The organism is Pseudomonas sp. 10S4 (genome assembly GCF_034344865.1).
Taxonomy (GTDB): Bacteria; Pseudomonadota; Gammaproteobacteria; order Pseudomonadales; family Pseudomonadaceae; genus Aquipseudomonas.
Map to the genome: position 1 here is coordinate 4,858,689 of NZ_CP133774.1, position 14,462 is coordinate 4,873,150.

At 61.0% G+C, this 14,462-nt stretch carries 12 protein-coding genes and 1 pseudogene; 12 read left to right on the forward strand and 1 reads right to left on the reverse strand.

Annotated features, from left to right (window positions below; all coding sequences use genetic code 11):
• Nucleotides 1-143: 143 nt before the first annotated feature.
• Both RHM58_RS22915 and RHM58_RS22920 read left to right on the forward strand, forming a co-directional pair.
• Nucleotides 144-2,203, forward strand: a pseudogene (locus tag RHM58_RS22915) (carbon starvation CstA family protein).
• Nucleotides 2,204-2,218: 15 nt separating this feature from the next.
• Nucleotides 2,219-2,416 (forward strand): YbdD/YjiX family protein, encoded by a 198-nt coding sequence (locus RHM58_RS22920; RefSeq protein WP_201119648.1) that lies wholly within the window; start codon nucleotides 2,219-2,221, stop codon nucleotides 2,414-2,416.
• A 185-nt stretch (nucleotides 2,417-2,601) separates the two neighbouring features.
• On the opposite strand, the gene RHM58_RS22925 is transcribed toward RHM58_RS22920, so the two are convergent.
• The gene (locus tag RHM58_RS22925; protein ID WP_201257017.1) at nucleotides 2,602-3,462 is read right to left on the reverse strand and encodes a LysR substrate-binding domain-containing protein; all 861 of its coding nucleotides are present in this window, start codon (nucleotides 3,460-3,462) and stop codon (nucleotides 2,602-2,604) included.
• Nucleotides 3,463-3,704: 242 nt separating this feature from the next.
• Between RHM58_RS22925 and RHM58_RS22930 the strand changes: the two genes are divergently transcribed.
• The 10 genes from RHM58_RS22930 to metC are packed head-to-tail and all read left to right on the forward strand — an operon-like array spanning nucleotide 3,705 to nucleotide 14,438.
• Nucleotides 3,705-4,547 (forward strand): transporter substrate-binding domain-containing protein, encoded by an 843-nt coding sequence (locus RHM58_RS22930; protein ID WP_322268273.1) that lies wholly within the window; start codon nucleotides 3,705-3,707, stop codon nucleotides 4,545-4,547.
• 42 nt (nucleotides 4,548-4,589) lie between these two features.
• Nucleotides 4,590-5,444 carry a transporter substrate-binding domain-containing protein gene (locus tag RHM58_RS22935; RefSeq protein WP_322268274.1) on the forward strand — a complete coding sequence of 285 codons (855 nt, stop codon included), beginning with the start codon at nucleotides 4,590-4,592 and terminating at the stop codon, nucleotides 5,442-5,444.
• On the forward strand, nucleotides 5,441-6,865 hold the full coding sequence (locus tag RHM58_RS22940) for an FAD-binding oxidoreductase (RefSeq protein WP_322268275.1): 1,425 nt from the start codon (nucleotides 5,441-5,443) through the stop codon (nucleotides 6,863-6,865). The genes RHM58_RS22935 and RHM58_RS22940 overlap by 4 nt, the downstream gene beginning before the upstream one ends.
• Nucleotides 6,862-8,073 (forward strand): aminotransferase class I/II-fold pyridoxal phosphate-dependent enzyme, encoded by a 1,212-nt coding sequence (locus tag RHM58_RS22945; protein WP_201257013.1) that lies wholly within the window; start codon nucleotides 6,862-6,864, stop codon nucleotides 8,071-8,073. The genes RHM58_RS22940 and RHM58_RS22945 overlap by 4 nt, the downstream gene beginning before the upstream one ends.
• Nucleotides 8,070-8,804, forward strand: a complete 735-nt coding sequence (locus RHM58_RS22950; protein WP_201257012.1) for an amino acid ABC transporter permease — start codon at nucleotides 8,070-8,072, stop codon at nucleotides 8,802-8,804. Before RHM58_RS22945 ends, RHM58_RS22950 begins: the two co-directional genes overlap by 4 nt.
• A complete protein-coding gene (locus RHM58_RS22955; RefSeq protein WP_201257011.1) occupies nucleotides 8,794-9,582 on the forward strand; it encodes an amino acid ABC transporter permease in 789 nt (262 codons plus the stop codon). Before RHM58_RS22950 ends, RHM58_RS22955 begins: the two co-directional genes overlap by 11 nt.
• Nucleotides 9,569-10,405, forward strand: coding sequence for an amino acid ABC transporter ATP-binding protein (locus tag RHM58_RS22960; protein ID WP_322268276.1), 837 nt, complete (start codon nucleotides 9,569-9,571; stop codon nucleotides 10,403-10,405). Before RHM58_RS22955 ends, RHM58_RS22960 begins: the two co-directional genes overlap by 14 nt.
• A 17-nt stretch (nucleotides 10,406-10,422) precedes the next feature.
• Entirely contained in the window at nucleotides 10,423-11,019 is a 597-nt protein-coding gene (locus RHM58_RS22965) for a cysteine dioxygenase (protein WP_201257009.1), read from the forward strand.
• Nucleotides 11,016-11,672, forward strand: a complete 657-nt coding sequence (locus tag RHM58_RS22970; protein WP_322268277.1) for a glutathione S-transferase N-terminal domain-containing protein — start codon at nucleotides 11,016-11,018, stop codon at nucleotides 11,670-11,672. Before RHM58_RS22965 ends, RHM58_RS22970 begins: the two co-directional genes overlap by 4 nt.
• A gap of 24 nt (nucleotides 11,673-11,696) precedes the next feature.
• Nucleotides 11,697-14,438, forward strand: coding sequence for a cystathionine beta-lyase (metC, locus tag RHM58_RS22975; protein WP_322268278.1), 2,742 nt, complete (start codon nucleotides 11,697-11,699; stop codon nucleotides 14,436-14,438).
• The last annotated feature ends 24 nt before the right edge of the window (nucleotides 14,439-14,462 follow it).

The following is a 14,462-nucleotide window of genomic DNA, read 5'->3' on the forward strand; positions in this document are numbered from 1 at the left end:
CGTAGTACTACGTAGAAGGGCCTTACGTAGTACTGCGGATTTCACTGATGGCGACATGCGCGGATATTAGGCAGGCTCGCATAACGGGCACCATTATAAAAATTATCGCCGCGGCCTATCGGACTGCCGGCAGGAGACACGCAATGACCCGTCTGGTTAAACACCTCGCCTGGTTTGTCGTGGCTGTCATTGGAGCGTTTGCGCTGAGTGTCGTGGCCTTGCGCCGCGGCGAAGCGATCAACGCCCTTTGGATTGTCGTCGCCGCCATCGCCATCTACCTTGTTGCCTACCGCTATTACAGCCTGTTCATCGCCAATAGGGTGATGGAACTCGATCCCAATCGAGCGACCCCCGCCGTACTTAACAACGATGGTCTGGACTACGTCCCGACCAACAAACACATCCTTTTCGGTCACCACTTTGCAGCCATCGCTGGTGCCGGGCCTTTGGTCGGTCCGGTGTTGGCAGCGCAGATGGGCTACCTGCCCGGCACGACTGTGGCTGATTGCCGGTGTGGTGTTCGCCGGCGCGGTTCAGGACTTCATGGTCCTGTTCATGTCCACCCGCCGCAACGGTCGCTCGCTGGGCGACATGGTCCGTGAAGAAATGGGCCGCATCCCTGGCACCATCGCGCTGTTCGGCTGCTTCCTGATCATGATCATCATCCTTGCGGTGCTGGCGCTGATCGTGGTCAAGGCCCTGGCCGATAGCCCGTGGGGCATGTTCACCGTGATGGCGACCATCCCGATCGCGATGTTCATGGGCATTTACATGCGCTACATCCGTCCGGGCCGCATTGGTGAAATCTCGGTGATCGGCGTGGCGTTGCTGCTCGGTTCGATCTTCGTGGGCGGGCAGATTGCTGCTGATCCGGTGTGGGCCAAAGTGTTTAGCTTCACCGGGATTCAGATTACCTGGATGCTGATCGGTTATGGCTTTGTCGCGGCGGTGCTGCCGGTGTGGCTGATCCTGGCGCCACGCGACTACCTGTCGACCTTCCTGAAAATCGGCACCATCCTGGCGTTGGCGGTTGGGATTCTGATCACCATGCCCGAGCTGAAAATGCCGGCGCTGACCCAATTTATCGACGGCACCGGTCCAGTATGGAAGGGCGGGTTGTTCCCGTTCCTCTTCGTCACGATCGCCTGCGGCGCCCTTTCCGGCTTCCACGCCCTGATCGCCTCCGGCACGACCCCGAAGCTGCATCGAGAAGGAACGCCAGACCCGCTTCATCGGTTATGGCGGCATGCTCATGGAGAGCTTCGTCGCGATCATGGCGATGGTTGCCGCTTCGGTGATCGAGCCGGGCGTGTACTTCGCCATGAATAGCCCGGCCGCCGTGGTCGGTAGTGACGTGGTGACTGTGGCGCAAACCGTCAGCAGTTGGGGCTTTGCGATTACCCCGGAAGCCCTGCAATTGGTGGCCAAGGACATTGGTGAAACCACCGTACTGGCTCGCGCCGGCGGTGCACCAACGCTGGCAGTCGGCATTGCGCAGATCCTGCACAGTGTGTTGCCGGGTGAAAACACCATGGCGTTCTGGTACCACTTCGCGATCATGTTCGAGGCGCTGTTCATCCTCACCGCCGTCGACGCGGGCACGCGGGCCGGACGCTTCATGCTTCAGGATTTGCTCGGCTCCTTCGTTCCGGCGCTCAAACGAACGGAATCCTGGACCGCCAACCTGATCGCGACTGCCGGTTGCGTGGCGATGTGGGGTTACTTGCTTTATCAAGGCGTGATCGATCCGCTCGGTGGCATCAACACCTTGTGGCCGTTGTTCGGTATCTCTAACCAGATGCTCGCCGGCATCGCGCTGATGCTCGCTACCGTCGTGCTGATCAAAATGAAACGCCAACGCTACATCTGGGTGACTTTGTTGCCGGCCGCGTGGTTGCTGATTTGCACCACCACCGCCGGTTTCATTAAGTTGTTCGACGCCAACCCGGCGATTGGCTTCCTGGCCCTGGCCAAGAAATACAGCGATGCCCTGGCCAACGGTCAGATCCTCGCGCCGGCCAAGGACATCAATCAGATGCAACACGTGATCTGGAACGCCTACACCAACGCAACGCTGACAGCGCTGTTCCTGTTCGTGGTGTTCAGCATCCTGTTCTATGCGCTCAAGGTCGGGATTTCGGCATGGGGCAGCAAAGAACGTACGGATAAAGAATCACCGTTCCAGGCTGTGCCGGATGCGTGATCAAGGATTGCAACGATGTTCAATGACCTGAGTCGCCTCGGTAAATACCTCGGTCAGGCCGCGCGCCTGATGGTCGGCATGCCCGACTACGACAACTACGTCGAGCATATGCAAACCAAACACCCGGACAAACCGGTGATGAGCTACGAGATGTTCTTTCGGGAACGTCAGGAAGCGCGTTACGGCAGTAAGGCTGGGCCGAAGTGTTGTTGATCTATTGGCACTGAAGTAACGCAGTACCCTGTGGGAGCGGGTTGAACCGGATATTTGTGAGCGACCCCCAAACTACTGTGGGAGCGAGCTTGCTCGCGAAAGCGGTGTGTCATTCAACATTAATGTCGACTGACACGGCCTCTTCGCGAGCAAGCTAGCTCCCACATTTGTTTTGTTTTGTGCTGTTAGTGCCCTTGATTGCTTTTGATCAACTCGTAAGCCCGGCGCACCAACGGGTTCACCGTATTCGGCCGAATCCACAAGTGATATGTCACGTCCGGCAACCGCGGCAACCCATCGTTTTCCCCCAATACCCGCATGTCCGGCCCGAGCATTTCCATGCTTCTCGGGGTCACGCCCAACCCTGCACGGGTCGCAGCCTTGATGCCAATCAGGTTCGACGCCAGGTACGCCTGGCGCCAGGGAATGTTCGCGCGTTCCAGCGCTTCCAATGCATAGCGCCGATAGATGCTCGGTTCATCCACCAGGATCAGCGGCAACGGTTCACTGGGGTTGTGAATGTACTGCGCCGAGCAAATCCACCACACCGGCGAGGTGCGCAGGGCGAAGCCTTCGAGAGTCGGATCCGCGCGAGTGGAAATCACCATGTCGACCTTGCCCCGGTGCAGGTCTTCCATCAGGAAGGGACTGCGCCCGACATCGATCTCCAGGCGCAAGCGCGGTGCCGAGCGGGCGATGTGGCTGAGCATCGGCGGCAGGATGGTGTCGGCGATGTCATGGGGCGAGCCGATACGCAGCACGCCGCTCAAGCTGCTTTCGCGCAAGGAGTTCAGCGCGTCGTCATTGAGCGAAAGCATTTGCCGGGCATGACGTAGCAACTGCTGACCCGCTTCCGTGAGTTGTTTTTGCCGGCCGCGCTTTTCGAACAGGCTCACGCCCACCTGTTGTTCCAGCCGCTGCATGTGCTGGGTGACTGACGATTGCGTGCGGTCCAGCTGCGCGCCGGCTTCGGCAAAACTGTGGTGATCGACCACCGCGATGAAGGTACGCAGTAATTCGAGATCGAGGGTAGGCAGGGTCGACATGGAGGCTGCTTTTATATCAAGGGCACGAACATAAACATTACATATTTTTATGTGTTCGGAGAAATGGATTTTCTTGAGTCGTGTTTAGCGCCAGCAAACACGGCGATATAAGCGTTTTGCTAAAAAGTAAAACCTTCCGAGTTATAACGATATTAGATATTTGCATTTCCGTTGCCTGAGCGCTGTACCTAGGATGCCACTCATCAGGTCGGGGTACGCCGATCATCCATGAGGGGAAATCCATGTTGCTCGAGCGCTCACCCGTTAAACGATTGTTGCCTGTGGTGCTGGGCGCGTTGATTTCCTTGTCGGGCATCAGCGCCGCGCAGGCCGATGCCACGCTGGACAAGATCCAGCAACGCCACGTGTTAGTGGTCGGCGTGCTGCTGTCCGGCGGGCCCTTTGGTGCGATAGATCCCTCCAGCCAAAAGCCTCGCGGCTTGAATGTCGACCTCGCTGAGGAGCTGGGACGGCAGCTTGGCGCCGAAGTGCAACTGGTGCCGGTCCTGCCGGCCAACCGCGTGCAGTTTCTGCAGCAGGGCAAAGTCGATTTGCTGATCGCCAACATGGAATGGACCACTGAACGCGGTGAGATCCTCGGCTTTGTGCCGACCCCGTTCTACCGCGTCGGCGGCACCGCCGCCGTGCTCAAGGACAGCAAAATCACCCGTTGGGAAGACCTGAAGAACCAACCGGTCTGCACCTCCCAAGGCAGTAGCTACGTCAAGCCGCTGACCGATTTGGGCGCCGAGATCAAAGCGTTCAAGAGCTCGTCCGAATCCTTGCTAGCCCTGCGCGGCAACAACTGCGTTGCGGCTGTGCACGACGCCACGCTGATCAACCCGTTGCTTGCCGACACCGCCGAATGGCAGGGCTATCGCGCCCTCGAACCGGAACTCAACCCGGCGCCGTCGGTGATCTGGACCCGCCGTGGCGAAAGCGACACCCAGGCCAGACTCGACCCGATCATCAAGGAGCTGCACCGCAGCGGCTGGTTGATCGAGGCCCAAACCCGTAACCACATCACCCCGGCATCCCCGGCGCTGGTCGAGTTGCAGAAACAGTTCCAGGCCAACGGCGCCTGAGGCCGGTTCATCGTTTTTAACCGACCAACGCTCAAGGTAGCTGTGCATGAAGCCTCTTTTTTCGCTAAAACCCTGACCACCCTATGCCTCGCCGGGTGTGCCGCACTGGCCGCCAGCCTGGCCCAGGCCGACGCCACACTGGACAAAATCGAGCAGCGCCACGCCATCAGCGTCGGGGTGATTCTCAGCGGTCCGCCGTTCGGCACCATAGACCCGAAGACCGGCGAACACCTGGGCTATAACGTTGAACTGGCCAAGGGCATAGGCAAGGCGCTGGGCGTCGAAACCAAGACCGTTTCGGTGCTCGCGCCGAACCGTGTGCAGTTCCTGCAACAGGGCAAGGTCGACATCCTGATCGCCAACATGCAGTTCACCGAAGAGCGTGCCGAGATTCTCGACTACGTGCCCACGCCTTATGAAGAAGTCGGCGGCGCTGCGTTGATTCGCAAGGGCTCGGGCATCACCCAGTGGGCTGATCTGAAGGGTAAGCCCGTGTGCGTGTCCCAAGGCAGCAACTTCATCAAGCCGTTGCAGGAAACCTACGGCGCCGAGATCAAGGCGTTCCGCAGTCAGTCGGAATCGCTGTTGTCGCTGCGGGGCAATGGCTGCGTGGCGGCGGTGCACGTCAGCCCGACCATGCAGGCGTTGTTGAGTGATGCCGAATGGGCCGGTTACGAGATCCCGTTGCCGGGGGATTTGATCCCGTCGAACTCGGTGATCTGGATTCGCAAAGGCGAGCACGATACCCAGGCCAAACTGGATGCCATCGTCCGTGACTGGCACCGCAGCGGCTGGCTGATCGCGTTGGGCGAACGCACCGGCATGGCGCCGTCCCAGGCTCTGCGCGACCTGCATGAACAGTACCGCAACGCCGAACCGCTGGCGGTTCAGCCATGAGCCAAGGGTTGTTCGAGATCTTGCAGCAACTGCTCGGCGCCAGTCATGTGCAAAGCAATGAAGACGCTGCGCCGTACCTGACCGACAAGCAGGGTCGCTACGTGGGGCAAGTAATTGCCGCCGTGCACCCGGCCAACACCGAGGAAGTCGCGGCGGTGGTCCGCGCTTGCGTGGCCAATGACACGCCGGTGGTGGTGCAGGGCGGCAACACCGGTTTGATGGGCGGCGCGACTCCGGACGGCAGCGGCCGCGCCGTGCTGTTGTTGCTCGATCGGCTGAACCGCGTGCGCAACCTGGACACCGACAACGACACCCTGACCGTCGAGGCCGGCTGTATTTTGCAAACCGTGCAGGACGTGGCGCGTGACGCCGGTCGCCTGTTCCCTCTCAGCCTCGGCGCCGAAGGCAGTTGCACCCTCGGCGGCAATCTGGGGACCAATGCTGGTGGCACGGCGGTGCTGCGTTATGGCAATACCCGCGAGCTGACTCTGGGGCTGGAAGTCGTCACCGCCCAAGGCGAAATCTGGAATGGCCTGCGCGGTTTGCGCAAGGACAACACCGGTTACGACCTGCGCGACCTGTTTATCGGCAGCGAAGGCACCCTCGGCATTATCACTGCCGCGACCCTGAAGCTCTTCCCGTTGCCCAAGGCCCAGGCCACGGCGCTGCTGGCCTTCGACTCTTTAGCACAGGCCGTGAAATTTCTGTCCCACGCCCGCGCCGGTTTCGGCGCCAGCCTGACCGCGTTCGAATTGCTCAGCGCCGATTGCCTGGCGTTGTTGCGTGAGCAGTTTCCACAAGGTCCACAGCCGTTTCTCGGCGCCGTCGAGCCGTGGTTTGCGTTGCTGGAACTCTCCGACAACCACAGTGAAAGCCATGCTCGCGAAGCGTTTGAATCGGTGTTGGGCGAAGCCTTTGAGCAAAGTCTGCTGGCCAATGCGCTGATCGCCGAAAGCCTGGCCCAGAGCGAGGGCCTGTGGTTGCTGCGGGAAAACATGAGCGAGGCGCAGAAGCGTGCCGGTCGCAACATGAAGCACGACATCTCGGTGCCGATTTCCCAGGTCGTGGCGTTTGTCGCTCACACCGACGCGCTGTTGCAAAAAAATTCCCCGGCGTCCGGCATTTCACCTTCGGCCATTTGGGCGACGGCAATCTGCATTACAACGTCGCTCATCCACTCGGGTTCGACGGTCGAGGCGCACATGGCTAATTACGCCGCTCTCAGTCTGTTGGTCCACGACAGCGCCCACGCCCACGGCGGTTCCATCAGCGCCGAGCACGGGATTGGGCAGCGCAAAGTCGGACTGCTGGAGCGCTACAAAAGCCAGGTGGAGCTCGATCTGATGCGGCGGATCAAGCACGCACTGGACCCGAAAAACCTGCTCAATCCGGGCAAGGTTGTGGAGGTGCCAAAACCATGACTCTTCGTCTGTCCAAACGCGTGCAGCGCGTGTCGCTGTCGGCCAATGCGGCGGCCAAATCCCAGGCCACGGCGTTGCGAGACGCCGGTCGCGACATCCTCGACCTGACCACCGGCGAGCCGGATTTCGACACCCCGGAGCACATCAAGCAAGCCGCCTATGCCGCCATCGCGGCCGGCGCCACCAAGTACACGCCGACGCCCGGCGTCAAAGCCTTGCGGGTCGCCGTGCAGCGCAAACTCCGGCGCGAGAATCGACTGGATTACCCATTGGAATCCATCGTGATTGCCAACGGCGCCAAACAGATCATCTTCAACGCTTTCGCCGCGACCCTGGATGACGGCGATGAAGTGCTAGTACCAACGCCGTACTGGCCGACATTTCCGGACAGCGTGCGCTTCAATGGCGGCGAACCGGTATTCATCGAATGCGGGTTGGCCCAGGGCTGCAAGCTGACGCCGCAGCAACTGGAACAACACATTGGCGAGCGCACGCGCTGGCTGATCCTCAACGGCCCCGGCAATCCGAGCGGCGCGGTGTACAGCGCCGGCGAGTTGCAGGCGTTGGCCGAGGTGCTGCGTCGGCATCCGCAGGTGCTGATTCTGCTGGATGAGCTTTACGAACATATCCGCTTTGACGGTCAACCGGCCCAGAGCCTGCTTAACGTCGCCCCGGATCTGCAACCGCGCTGCCTGCTGGTGGGCGGTGTGTCCAAGACCTACGCCATGACCGGTTGGCGCATCGGTTTTGGTGCCGGGCCGCAGGCGTTGACCAGTGCCATGGCGGTCGTGCAGTCGCAATCGACGTCGGGCGCTTCCTCGGTCGGGCAAGCCGCTGCGTTGGCAGCCTTCGACGGTGGGCTGGATTTCTTGTCGGCACAGGTCGCTGCGTATCAGCAACGACGAGATCTGCTGGTAAGCACCTTACGCAAAGTGGATGGCCTCGAGGTGCTTGAACCTCAGGGCGGCTTTTTCGTGTTCGTCCGCTGCGAAGGCCTGTTGGGACGTTATCGCCCGGACGGTGTACGCCTCAACAATGACGCCGATGTCGTCGCGTATTTGCTGGATGAGGGCGTCGCTGGCGTCGCGGGCAGCGCTTATGGCTTGTCCCCGTGGTTTCGCCTGTCCATCGCCACCGCGACCGACAACGTTGCCGAGGCCGGACGCCGCATCGCCTACGCCTGCGGGCAATTGCGGGGCGAAGCATGAGTCATCTGCTGGAGCTTTTCGTCCACTGGACCGCCGGGTTTGGCCTGAACTACGGCTTTCTGCTGGACGCCTATCAACGCGGCACGCTGGAGCAGGGCGCGCTGACCACGGCGTTGCTGTGCCTGTTCACCATCGTCGGCAGTCTGTTGGCCGGTGTCGGGTTAGCGGCAATGTTGACCTCGGGCAAACCCTGGCTGGCGACACCGGCGCGGGTCTTCATCGAAGTGACCCGCAACACCCCGACGCTGGTGCAGCTGTATTGCGCGTTCCTGGTGTTGAACATGCTGCTGACTCAAGCCGTCGGCACGGCCAACCCGCTGACACCGTTCGCCTGGGTGGTGATTGTGATCTCGCTGCACAAGGGCGCGTTCCACGCCGAAGCCCTGCGCGCCGGCATTGAAGCGGTGCCGGCGGTGACGCTGGAAGCCGCCAGCTCCCTGGCATTCAGCAGTCGTCAATTGCTCTGGAATGTACAACTGCCGCTGGCCCTGCGCTTTGCTTTGCCGTCGCTGATCAACAACCTGATCGATCTGGTGAAAATGACCGCCGTCGCCTCGGCGATTGCCGTCGGGGACATCACCTACGCGGCGATCATGATCTGGACCCAAAGCGATAACGTGCTGGAACTGATGATCTTGATCCTGACTTTTTTCGGCTTGCTGAGTTTTATCGTCAACTGTGTGGGGCGCCTGCTCGAAGCGCGCCTGAGGATGCCCGGCTATGGCCATTGAATCGTCCGTCAGCGCGCCGCTGGCCTGGCCGCGTCGGCATGTCGGCAAACTGCTGCTGTTGGCGGTTGCTGTGTTCTGGCTGCTGTACTTCGCCCCGCAAAGCCCGGTGTTCAAGGCCTTGCTGCAATGGTCGCCGGCGCTGGTCGTGGGCTTTGGCCAGAACATTTTGATCAGTTTGGTGGCGATCGGCTTGGGCTCGCTGCTGGGATTGCTGGTGGGCGCATTGGCCGTGTCGCCGCTAAGGCTGTTGCGACTGCCGGCACAGATTTGGGTGCAGATTTTCCGCAATGCGCCGTGGCTGGTGCTGATCTATTTCACCACCTATGTGTTCCCGTTCGAGATCAAGATCGGCAGCACCTACGTCTCGTTTCCGGACTGGGTCAAAGTCACCATTGGCCTGGCCTTGCCGGCGAGCGCCAACGTTGCGGAAATCTTCCGTGGTGCCATTGCCTCGATCCCCAGCACCCAATGGGAAGCCGCGCGTTCCCTGGCCTTCACCCGTGGGCAGATTTTCCGTTCGATCATCCTGCCGCAGTGCTTCAAGCGGATGTTGCCGCCGTGGATGAACCTCTACGCGGTCATCACCATGGGCACCGCGCTGGCATCCCTGGTGGGCGTGCATGACGTGATCGACACCGCGCAGATCGCCAGCAACACCGTAAACATGACCGGTTTCACCGTGGTGATTTACCTGAGCCTGCTGGTGTTGTTCTTTGCTTATTGCTACCCGATTTCCCGACTGACCCAACGCCTGGAGCGACGTTATGCCTTCTATTGAAACCGTCGCCGAGCCCCTGGTCAGCCTGCGCGACCTACACTTGTCGTTCGGCGCCAACCCGGTGCTCAAGGGCATCGACCTCGACGTCCATCGCGGCGAGGCCGTGTCGATCATCGGCCCGTCCGGTTCCGGCAAGTCGACCATCCTGCGTTGCATCACCGGCCTGTTGCAGCCCCAGCGCGGCAGCATCCGCGTCGGCGCCACCGAGGTGCACACCCTGGCCAAGGAAGCCCAGCGCATCGAGTTGCGCAAGCGCGTGGGGTTTGTGTTCCAGCAGTACAACCTGTTTCCGCATCTGTCGGTGCTGGAAAACCTGGTGATTGCGCCACGCAAGGTCTTGGGTCGCAGCCGGATCGATGCCGAGAAAGAAGCCCGGGCCTTGCTCGCCAAAGTGCGCATGGAACACAAGGCCGATGCCTATCCAGGGCAGTTGTCCGGCGGCCAGCAGCAGCGAGTGGCGATTGCCCGCGCCTTGGCCATGCGCCCGGAACTGATTCTGTTCGATGAAGTGACTTCGGCCCTCGATCCGGAAACCGTTGGCGAGGTGCTGACGGTGATTCGCGAGCTGACCGAAGAGGGCATGACCTGCGTGCTGGTGACCCACGAAATGCGCTTTGCCGAAGAAATCAGCGACATCGTCTACTTCACTGAAAACGGCGTAATCGTCGAACACGGCAGCGCCGCGCAAATCTTTCAGCACCCGAGCAGCGAACGAACCCAGGAGTTTTTGCGCCATGCGCTGGGTGACCCGGGCCGTCGCCCGGCGACTGCCAATGATCCGTATCTGTTGACCAACCTGAGCCGCTATAGCCTGTCCGTGTAACACCGAGGAGCTAATTCATGAGTACCGATAACCGTGCCGTCGTCATTGAGGATTTCCTCAAGAAAATCCGTGTGATCAATCAACGGGGCGTCGACCGCGCCGCACTGGTTGAAATCGTTGCCTTGCTCGAAGACCTGGCCGAGCGCCGGGATCTGTTCAACTTCGACGCGTTCCCGGCGCCGGTGCCGGGGCAGGGCAGCACCGCGTTCCGCTACCGTCTCAATGACGATGGCGACACGCCGACGCTGTACTTGAACTCGCTGCTGCCGGGCAAAAGTACGCTACCGCACAACCACGAAACCTGGGCGATCATCAGCGCCGTAGAAGGCCAGGAAATCAACTTCGTCTACGGTCGCAGCGACGAAGGTCGCGAACCTGGCTTCACCACGCTGCACCTGGAAAAAGAAGTCATCGTGCAGCCCGGCACGTCGATCTCGTTCCTGGGCGAAGACCTGCATGGCATCCGTGTCGAAGGCGAGCACGCGACTCTGCATTTCCACCTCTATGGCCTGCCGCTGGAATCGCTCAACGGCCGCTACGGTGTGGACACCGACGGGCGGATTCTCAACTACAACGCCTCGCAAATGGCGCCGTCGATCAAGGCCTACGCATGATCGATTTGTATTACTGGCCCACCGGCAACGGGCTGAAGATCGGCATCCTGCTCGAAGAACTCGGGCATGCGTACCGCGTGCTGCCGATCAACATCCGCGAAGGCGAGCAGAAGCAGGCGGCGTTCCAGCGCATCAGCGCGAATGGGCGGATTCCGGCGATTGTCGATCAGGCACCGCAGGGTCTGGACGCGCCGCTGAGCCTGTTCGAGTCCGGTGCGATTCTCAATTACCTGGCCGACAAGGCCGGGCAATTTCTGCCGGTTGCGGGCAGTGCCGAACGGCAAAAGGTTCAGGAATGGCTGTTCTGGCAGGTCGGGCATGTCACGCCCTACCTGAGCCAGTTGCAGCTGTTCAAGGAGAAGGCGCCCGAGCCGATCCCGTTCGCCCTCGACCTGCTGAATGCCGAGGCGACGCGCCTGTATCGGGTACTGGAAACGCGGTTGTCCGAGGTGCCGTATGTGGCGGGTGACTACTCCATTGCCGACATGGCGATCTTCCCGTGGATTCAGCCGTTGCGTCAGGGGCAGGACCTGGCGGACTTTCCGCATATCCACGTCTGGCGCGAACGCCTCAAGGCTCGGCCGGCCATTCAACGCGCCTATGCCAAGGGCCGAGAAATCGCCGCCAATGAGCGCTCCCTCGCGCTTCAATAACTCTATTTTTCTAGCGGGACTCCCATGAGCCAGACCGTAACTCCAGGGCAATTGCAGCAGTGGCTGTTCGACGGGCAGGAAATTGCCCTGTTTGACGTGCGTGAGCATGGTCAATATGGCGAAGCCCATCTGTTTTTCGGGGTGAACCTGCCCTACAGTCGCCTGGAGTTGGAGGTCTGGCGTCTAGCGCCGAATCCACAAGTGCGGCTGGTGATCTACGATCAGGACGGCGGCGACGTTGCGGCGCGTGCGGCCCAGCGTTTGCGGGCGCTGGGCTATGCTCGCGTGCATGTACTCGATGGTGGTGCCGATGGCTGGCAAGCTGCCGGATTTCAGTTGTTTGCCGGTGTGCATGTGCCTTCCAAGGCATTTGGTGAGTTGGTGGAGGAGGCCAGCCATACGCCGCATATCACCGCCACGGAGTTGGCCCAATGGCAGGCCCGGGGCGAACCGTTGGTGGTGCTCGACGGTCGGCCGTTCGATGAGTATCGCAAGATGACAATTCCCGGCTCGGTCTGCTGCCCGAATGGCGAACTGGGCTATCGCGTCCACGATCTGGTGCCGGACGAGAGCACGCCGATTGTGATCAATTGCGCCGGTCGAACCCGCAGCATTATTGGCGCGCAGACGCTGATTAACCTGGGGGTGAAGAACCCGGTTTATGCACTGGAGAACGGGACTCAGGGCTGGTATCTGGAAGACTTTCAGCTGGAGCATGGCAGCACACGGCGCTATGCCGATGAGGCGTCATCTGATGCCTTGCCGGCTCAGCGGTTGGCCGCCGCGCAACTGGCGCAAAAGGCTGGAGTGAAAACCGTGGCGGCGACACAGGTTGAGCAGTGGTCAAGGGATGCCGGTCGCAGCCTGTTTCTGTGTGATGTGCGCACTGCCGAGGAGTTTGCCGCCGGCAGCCTGCCGGGCGCGCAACACACGCCGGGTGGGCAGTTGATTCAGTCCACTGATTTGTATGTCGGCGTGCGCCAGGCACGGTTGGTGCTGATCGACAGCGATGGCGTGCGGGCGCCGATTGTGGCCAGTTGGCTGCGTCAGTTGGGGCATGAGGCGTATGTGCTTGAGGGCGGTGCGAGCAGTTCTTTGGCATTGCCAGTACTCGAAGTCGCCGCACCTGAAGTGTTGCCATTGATCAGCGTCCAGGCATTGGCCGATGCGCTGAGGGACGCCGCCGTTGCACTGATTGATTTGCGCCCGAGCATGAGCTATCGAAAAGGTCATATCGGCGGGGCGCGTTGGTCGATCCGTTCGTTGCTCGCAGCCGAGGTCGCCGGTGAATTGCGGCCATTGGTGGTGCTGGCCGACGATCCGCAACTGGCGGCTTTCGCGGCACTGGAATTGCCCGAATACCAACGCCAGCAAACCCGGCTGCTGGACGGTGGCCTCGACGCCTGGCGCGCGGCGGGTTTCGCGGTGGAGGAAACGGTCAATACACCGCTCAATGAACAGTGCATCGATTTCCTGTTCTTCACCCACGACCGCCACTCCGGCAACAAGGATGCGGCGCGGCAATACCTGGCCTGGGAGATCGGTTTGCTGGCGCAAATGAGCGAAGACGAAATCGCCAGCTTAAAGCCGCTGCAAGAGAAAAAGTCCAGGGTTCGTACCCAGCTCATTCATTTGGCACGCACCGAAAAGGGCAATGGCGGTCGCGCCGTCAACGTCCCCGTCACGCGGTTAAGTACGGTGCTGTTCGACAACCTCGCGCAAATGCGTGACGCCCGTTCCCGGCGCGACCATGAGCGAGTGCTGAGCTATGGCGCTCGCGGCAACCCAACGGCATTCGCCCTGGAAGATCTGGTCACCGAACTTGAGGGCGGTTATCGCACCCGCTTGTTTGGCACCGGCCTGGCAGCGGTCGCCCAGACGTTCCTGGCCTACCTGCGGCCCGGCGACCATGTGCTGATCACCGACGCGGTCTACTCGCCGGTAAGGCGCCTGGCCCGAGAGTTTCTACAGCCGTTCGGCATTCAGGTCAGCTACTTCGCGCCTGACGCCCGCGACCTGCACATGCAGCTGCAAGCCAACACCAAAATGGTCTACACCGAAGTGCCTGGTTCGCTGTTGTACGAACTCTGCGACCTGCCGGCCATCGCCGCCCTGTGCAAGCCGCGCGGCATCTTGCTGGCCGTGGACAATACGTGGGGCTCAGGCTACTTGTATCGACCGCTGACCCTCGGTGCCGACATCTCGATCATGGCGCTGACCAAATACGTGAGCGGTCACAGCGACGTGGTCATGGGCAGTGTCTGCACCCGGCAAGAAGCCTGGCAACCGCTGGCGGCCATGAGCGACGCCTTCGGCAGCGCTGTCAGCCCCGATGACGCCTACCTGGTGCTGCGCGGCGCCCGAACCCTGGCGTCACGCCTGGATGTTCATGAACGCCAGGCCCTGGAAATCGCACACTGGTTGCAGGCTCATCCGCAGGTGAAACGGGTGTTCCACCCGGCATTGCCCGATCACCCCGGCCATGACGTGTGGCAGCGTGACTTCAAGGGCAGCAATGGTTTGCTCTCGTTCGAGCTGCACGACGCCAACGCGAGCTACGTCGAACGTTTCATCGACGGGCTTCAGCTGTTCGGGTTGGGTGCTTCTTGGGGCGGCTATGAAAGCCTGATCACCGTCGCTGAACTCAAGGAACGTGACAGCGCACAGGATCGCGCACTGAATCCGGTGCTGCGCTTGCATATCGGGCTGGAAGATGTCGAAGCGTTGATCGAGGATCTGGAGCGGGGATTCGCTGCTGCGAGGTAAGCGTGTGCGCTTTGCGTCGCGTCG

What these genes read in the sequence shown, in the direction of transcription:
- metC (WP_322268278.1), top strand. Translation starts at nt 11,697, where the DNA reads ATGAGCCAGACCGTAACTCCAGGGCAATTGCAGCAGTGGCTGTTCGAC.
- RHM58_RS22920 (WP_201119648.1), top strand. Translation starts at nt 2,219, where the DNA reads ATGTTCAATGACCTGAGTCGCCTCGGTAAATACCTCGGTCAGGCCGCG.
- RHM58_RS22955 (WP_201257011.1), top strand. Translation starts at nt 8,794, where the DNA reads ATGGCCATTGAATCGTCCGTCAGCGCGCCGCTGGCCTGGCCGCGTCGG.
- RHM58_RS22925 (WP_201257017.1), bottom strand. Translation starts at nt 3,462, where the DNA reads ATGTCGACCCTGCCTACCCTCGATCTCGAATTACTGCGTACCTTCATC.
- RHM58_RS22970 (WP_322268277.1), top strand. Translation starts at nt 11,016, where the DNA reads ATGATCGATTTGTATTACTGGCCCACCGGCAACGGGCTGAAGATCGGC.
- RHM58_RS22965 (WP_201257009.1), top strand. Translation starts at nt 10,423, where the DNA reads ATGAGTACCGATAACCGTGCCGTCGTCATTGAGGATTTCCTCAAGAAA.
- RHM58_RS22940 (WP_322268275.1), top strand. Translation starts at nt 5,441, where the DNA reads ATGAGCCAAGGGTTGTTCGAGATCTTGCAGCAACTGCTCGGCGCCAGT.
- RHM58_RS22950 (WP_201257012.1), top strand. Translation starts at nt 8,070, where the DNA reads ATGAGTCATCTGCTGGAGCTTTTCGTCCACTGGACCGCCGGGTTTGGC.
- RHM58_RS22960 (WP_322268276.1), top strand. Translation starts at nt 9,569, where the DNA reads ATGCCTTCTATTGAAACCGTCGCCGAGCCCCTGGTCAGCCTGCGCGAC.
- RHM58_RS22930 (WP_322268273.1), top strand. Translation starts at nt 3,705, where the DNA reads ATGTTGCTCGAGCGCTCACCCGTTAAACGATTGTTGCCTGTGGTGCTG.
- RHM58_RS22945 (WP_201257013.1), top strand. Translation starts at nt 6,862, where the DNA reads ATGACTCTTCGTCTGTCCAAACGCGTGCAGCGCGTGTCGCTGTCGGCC.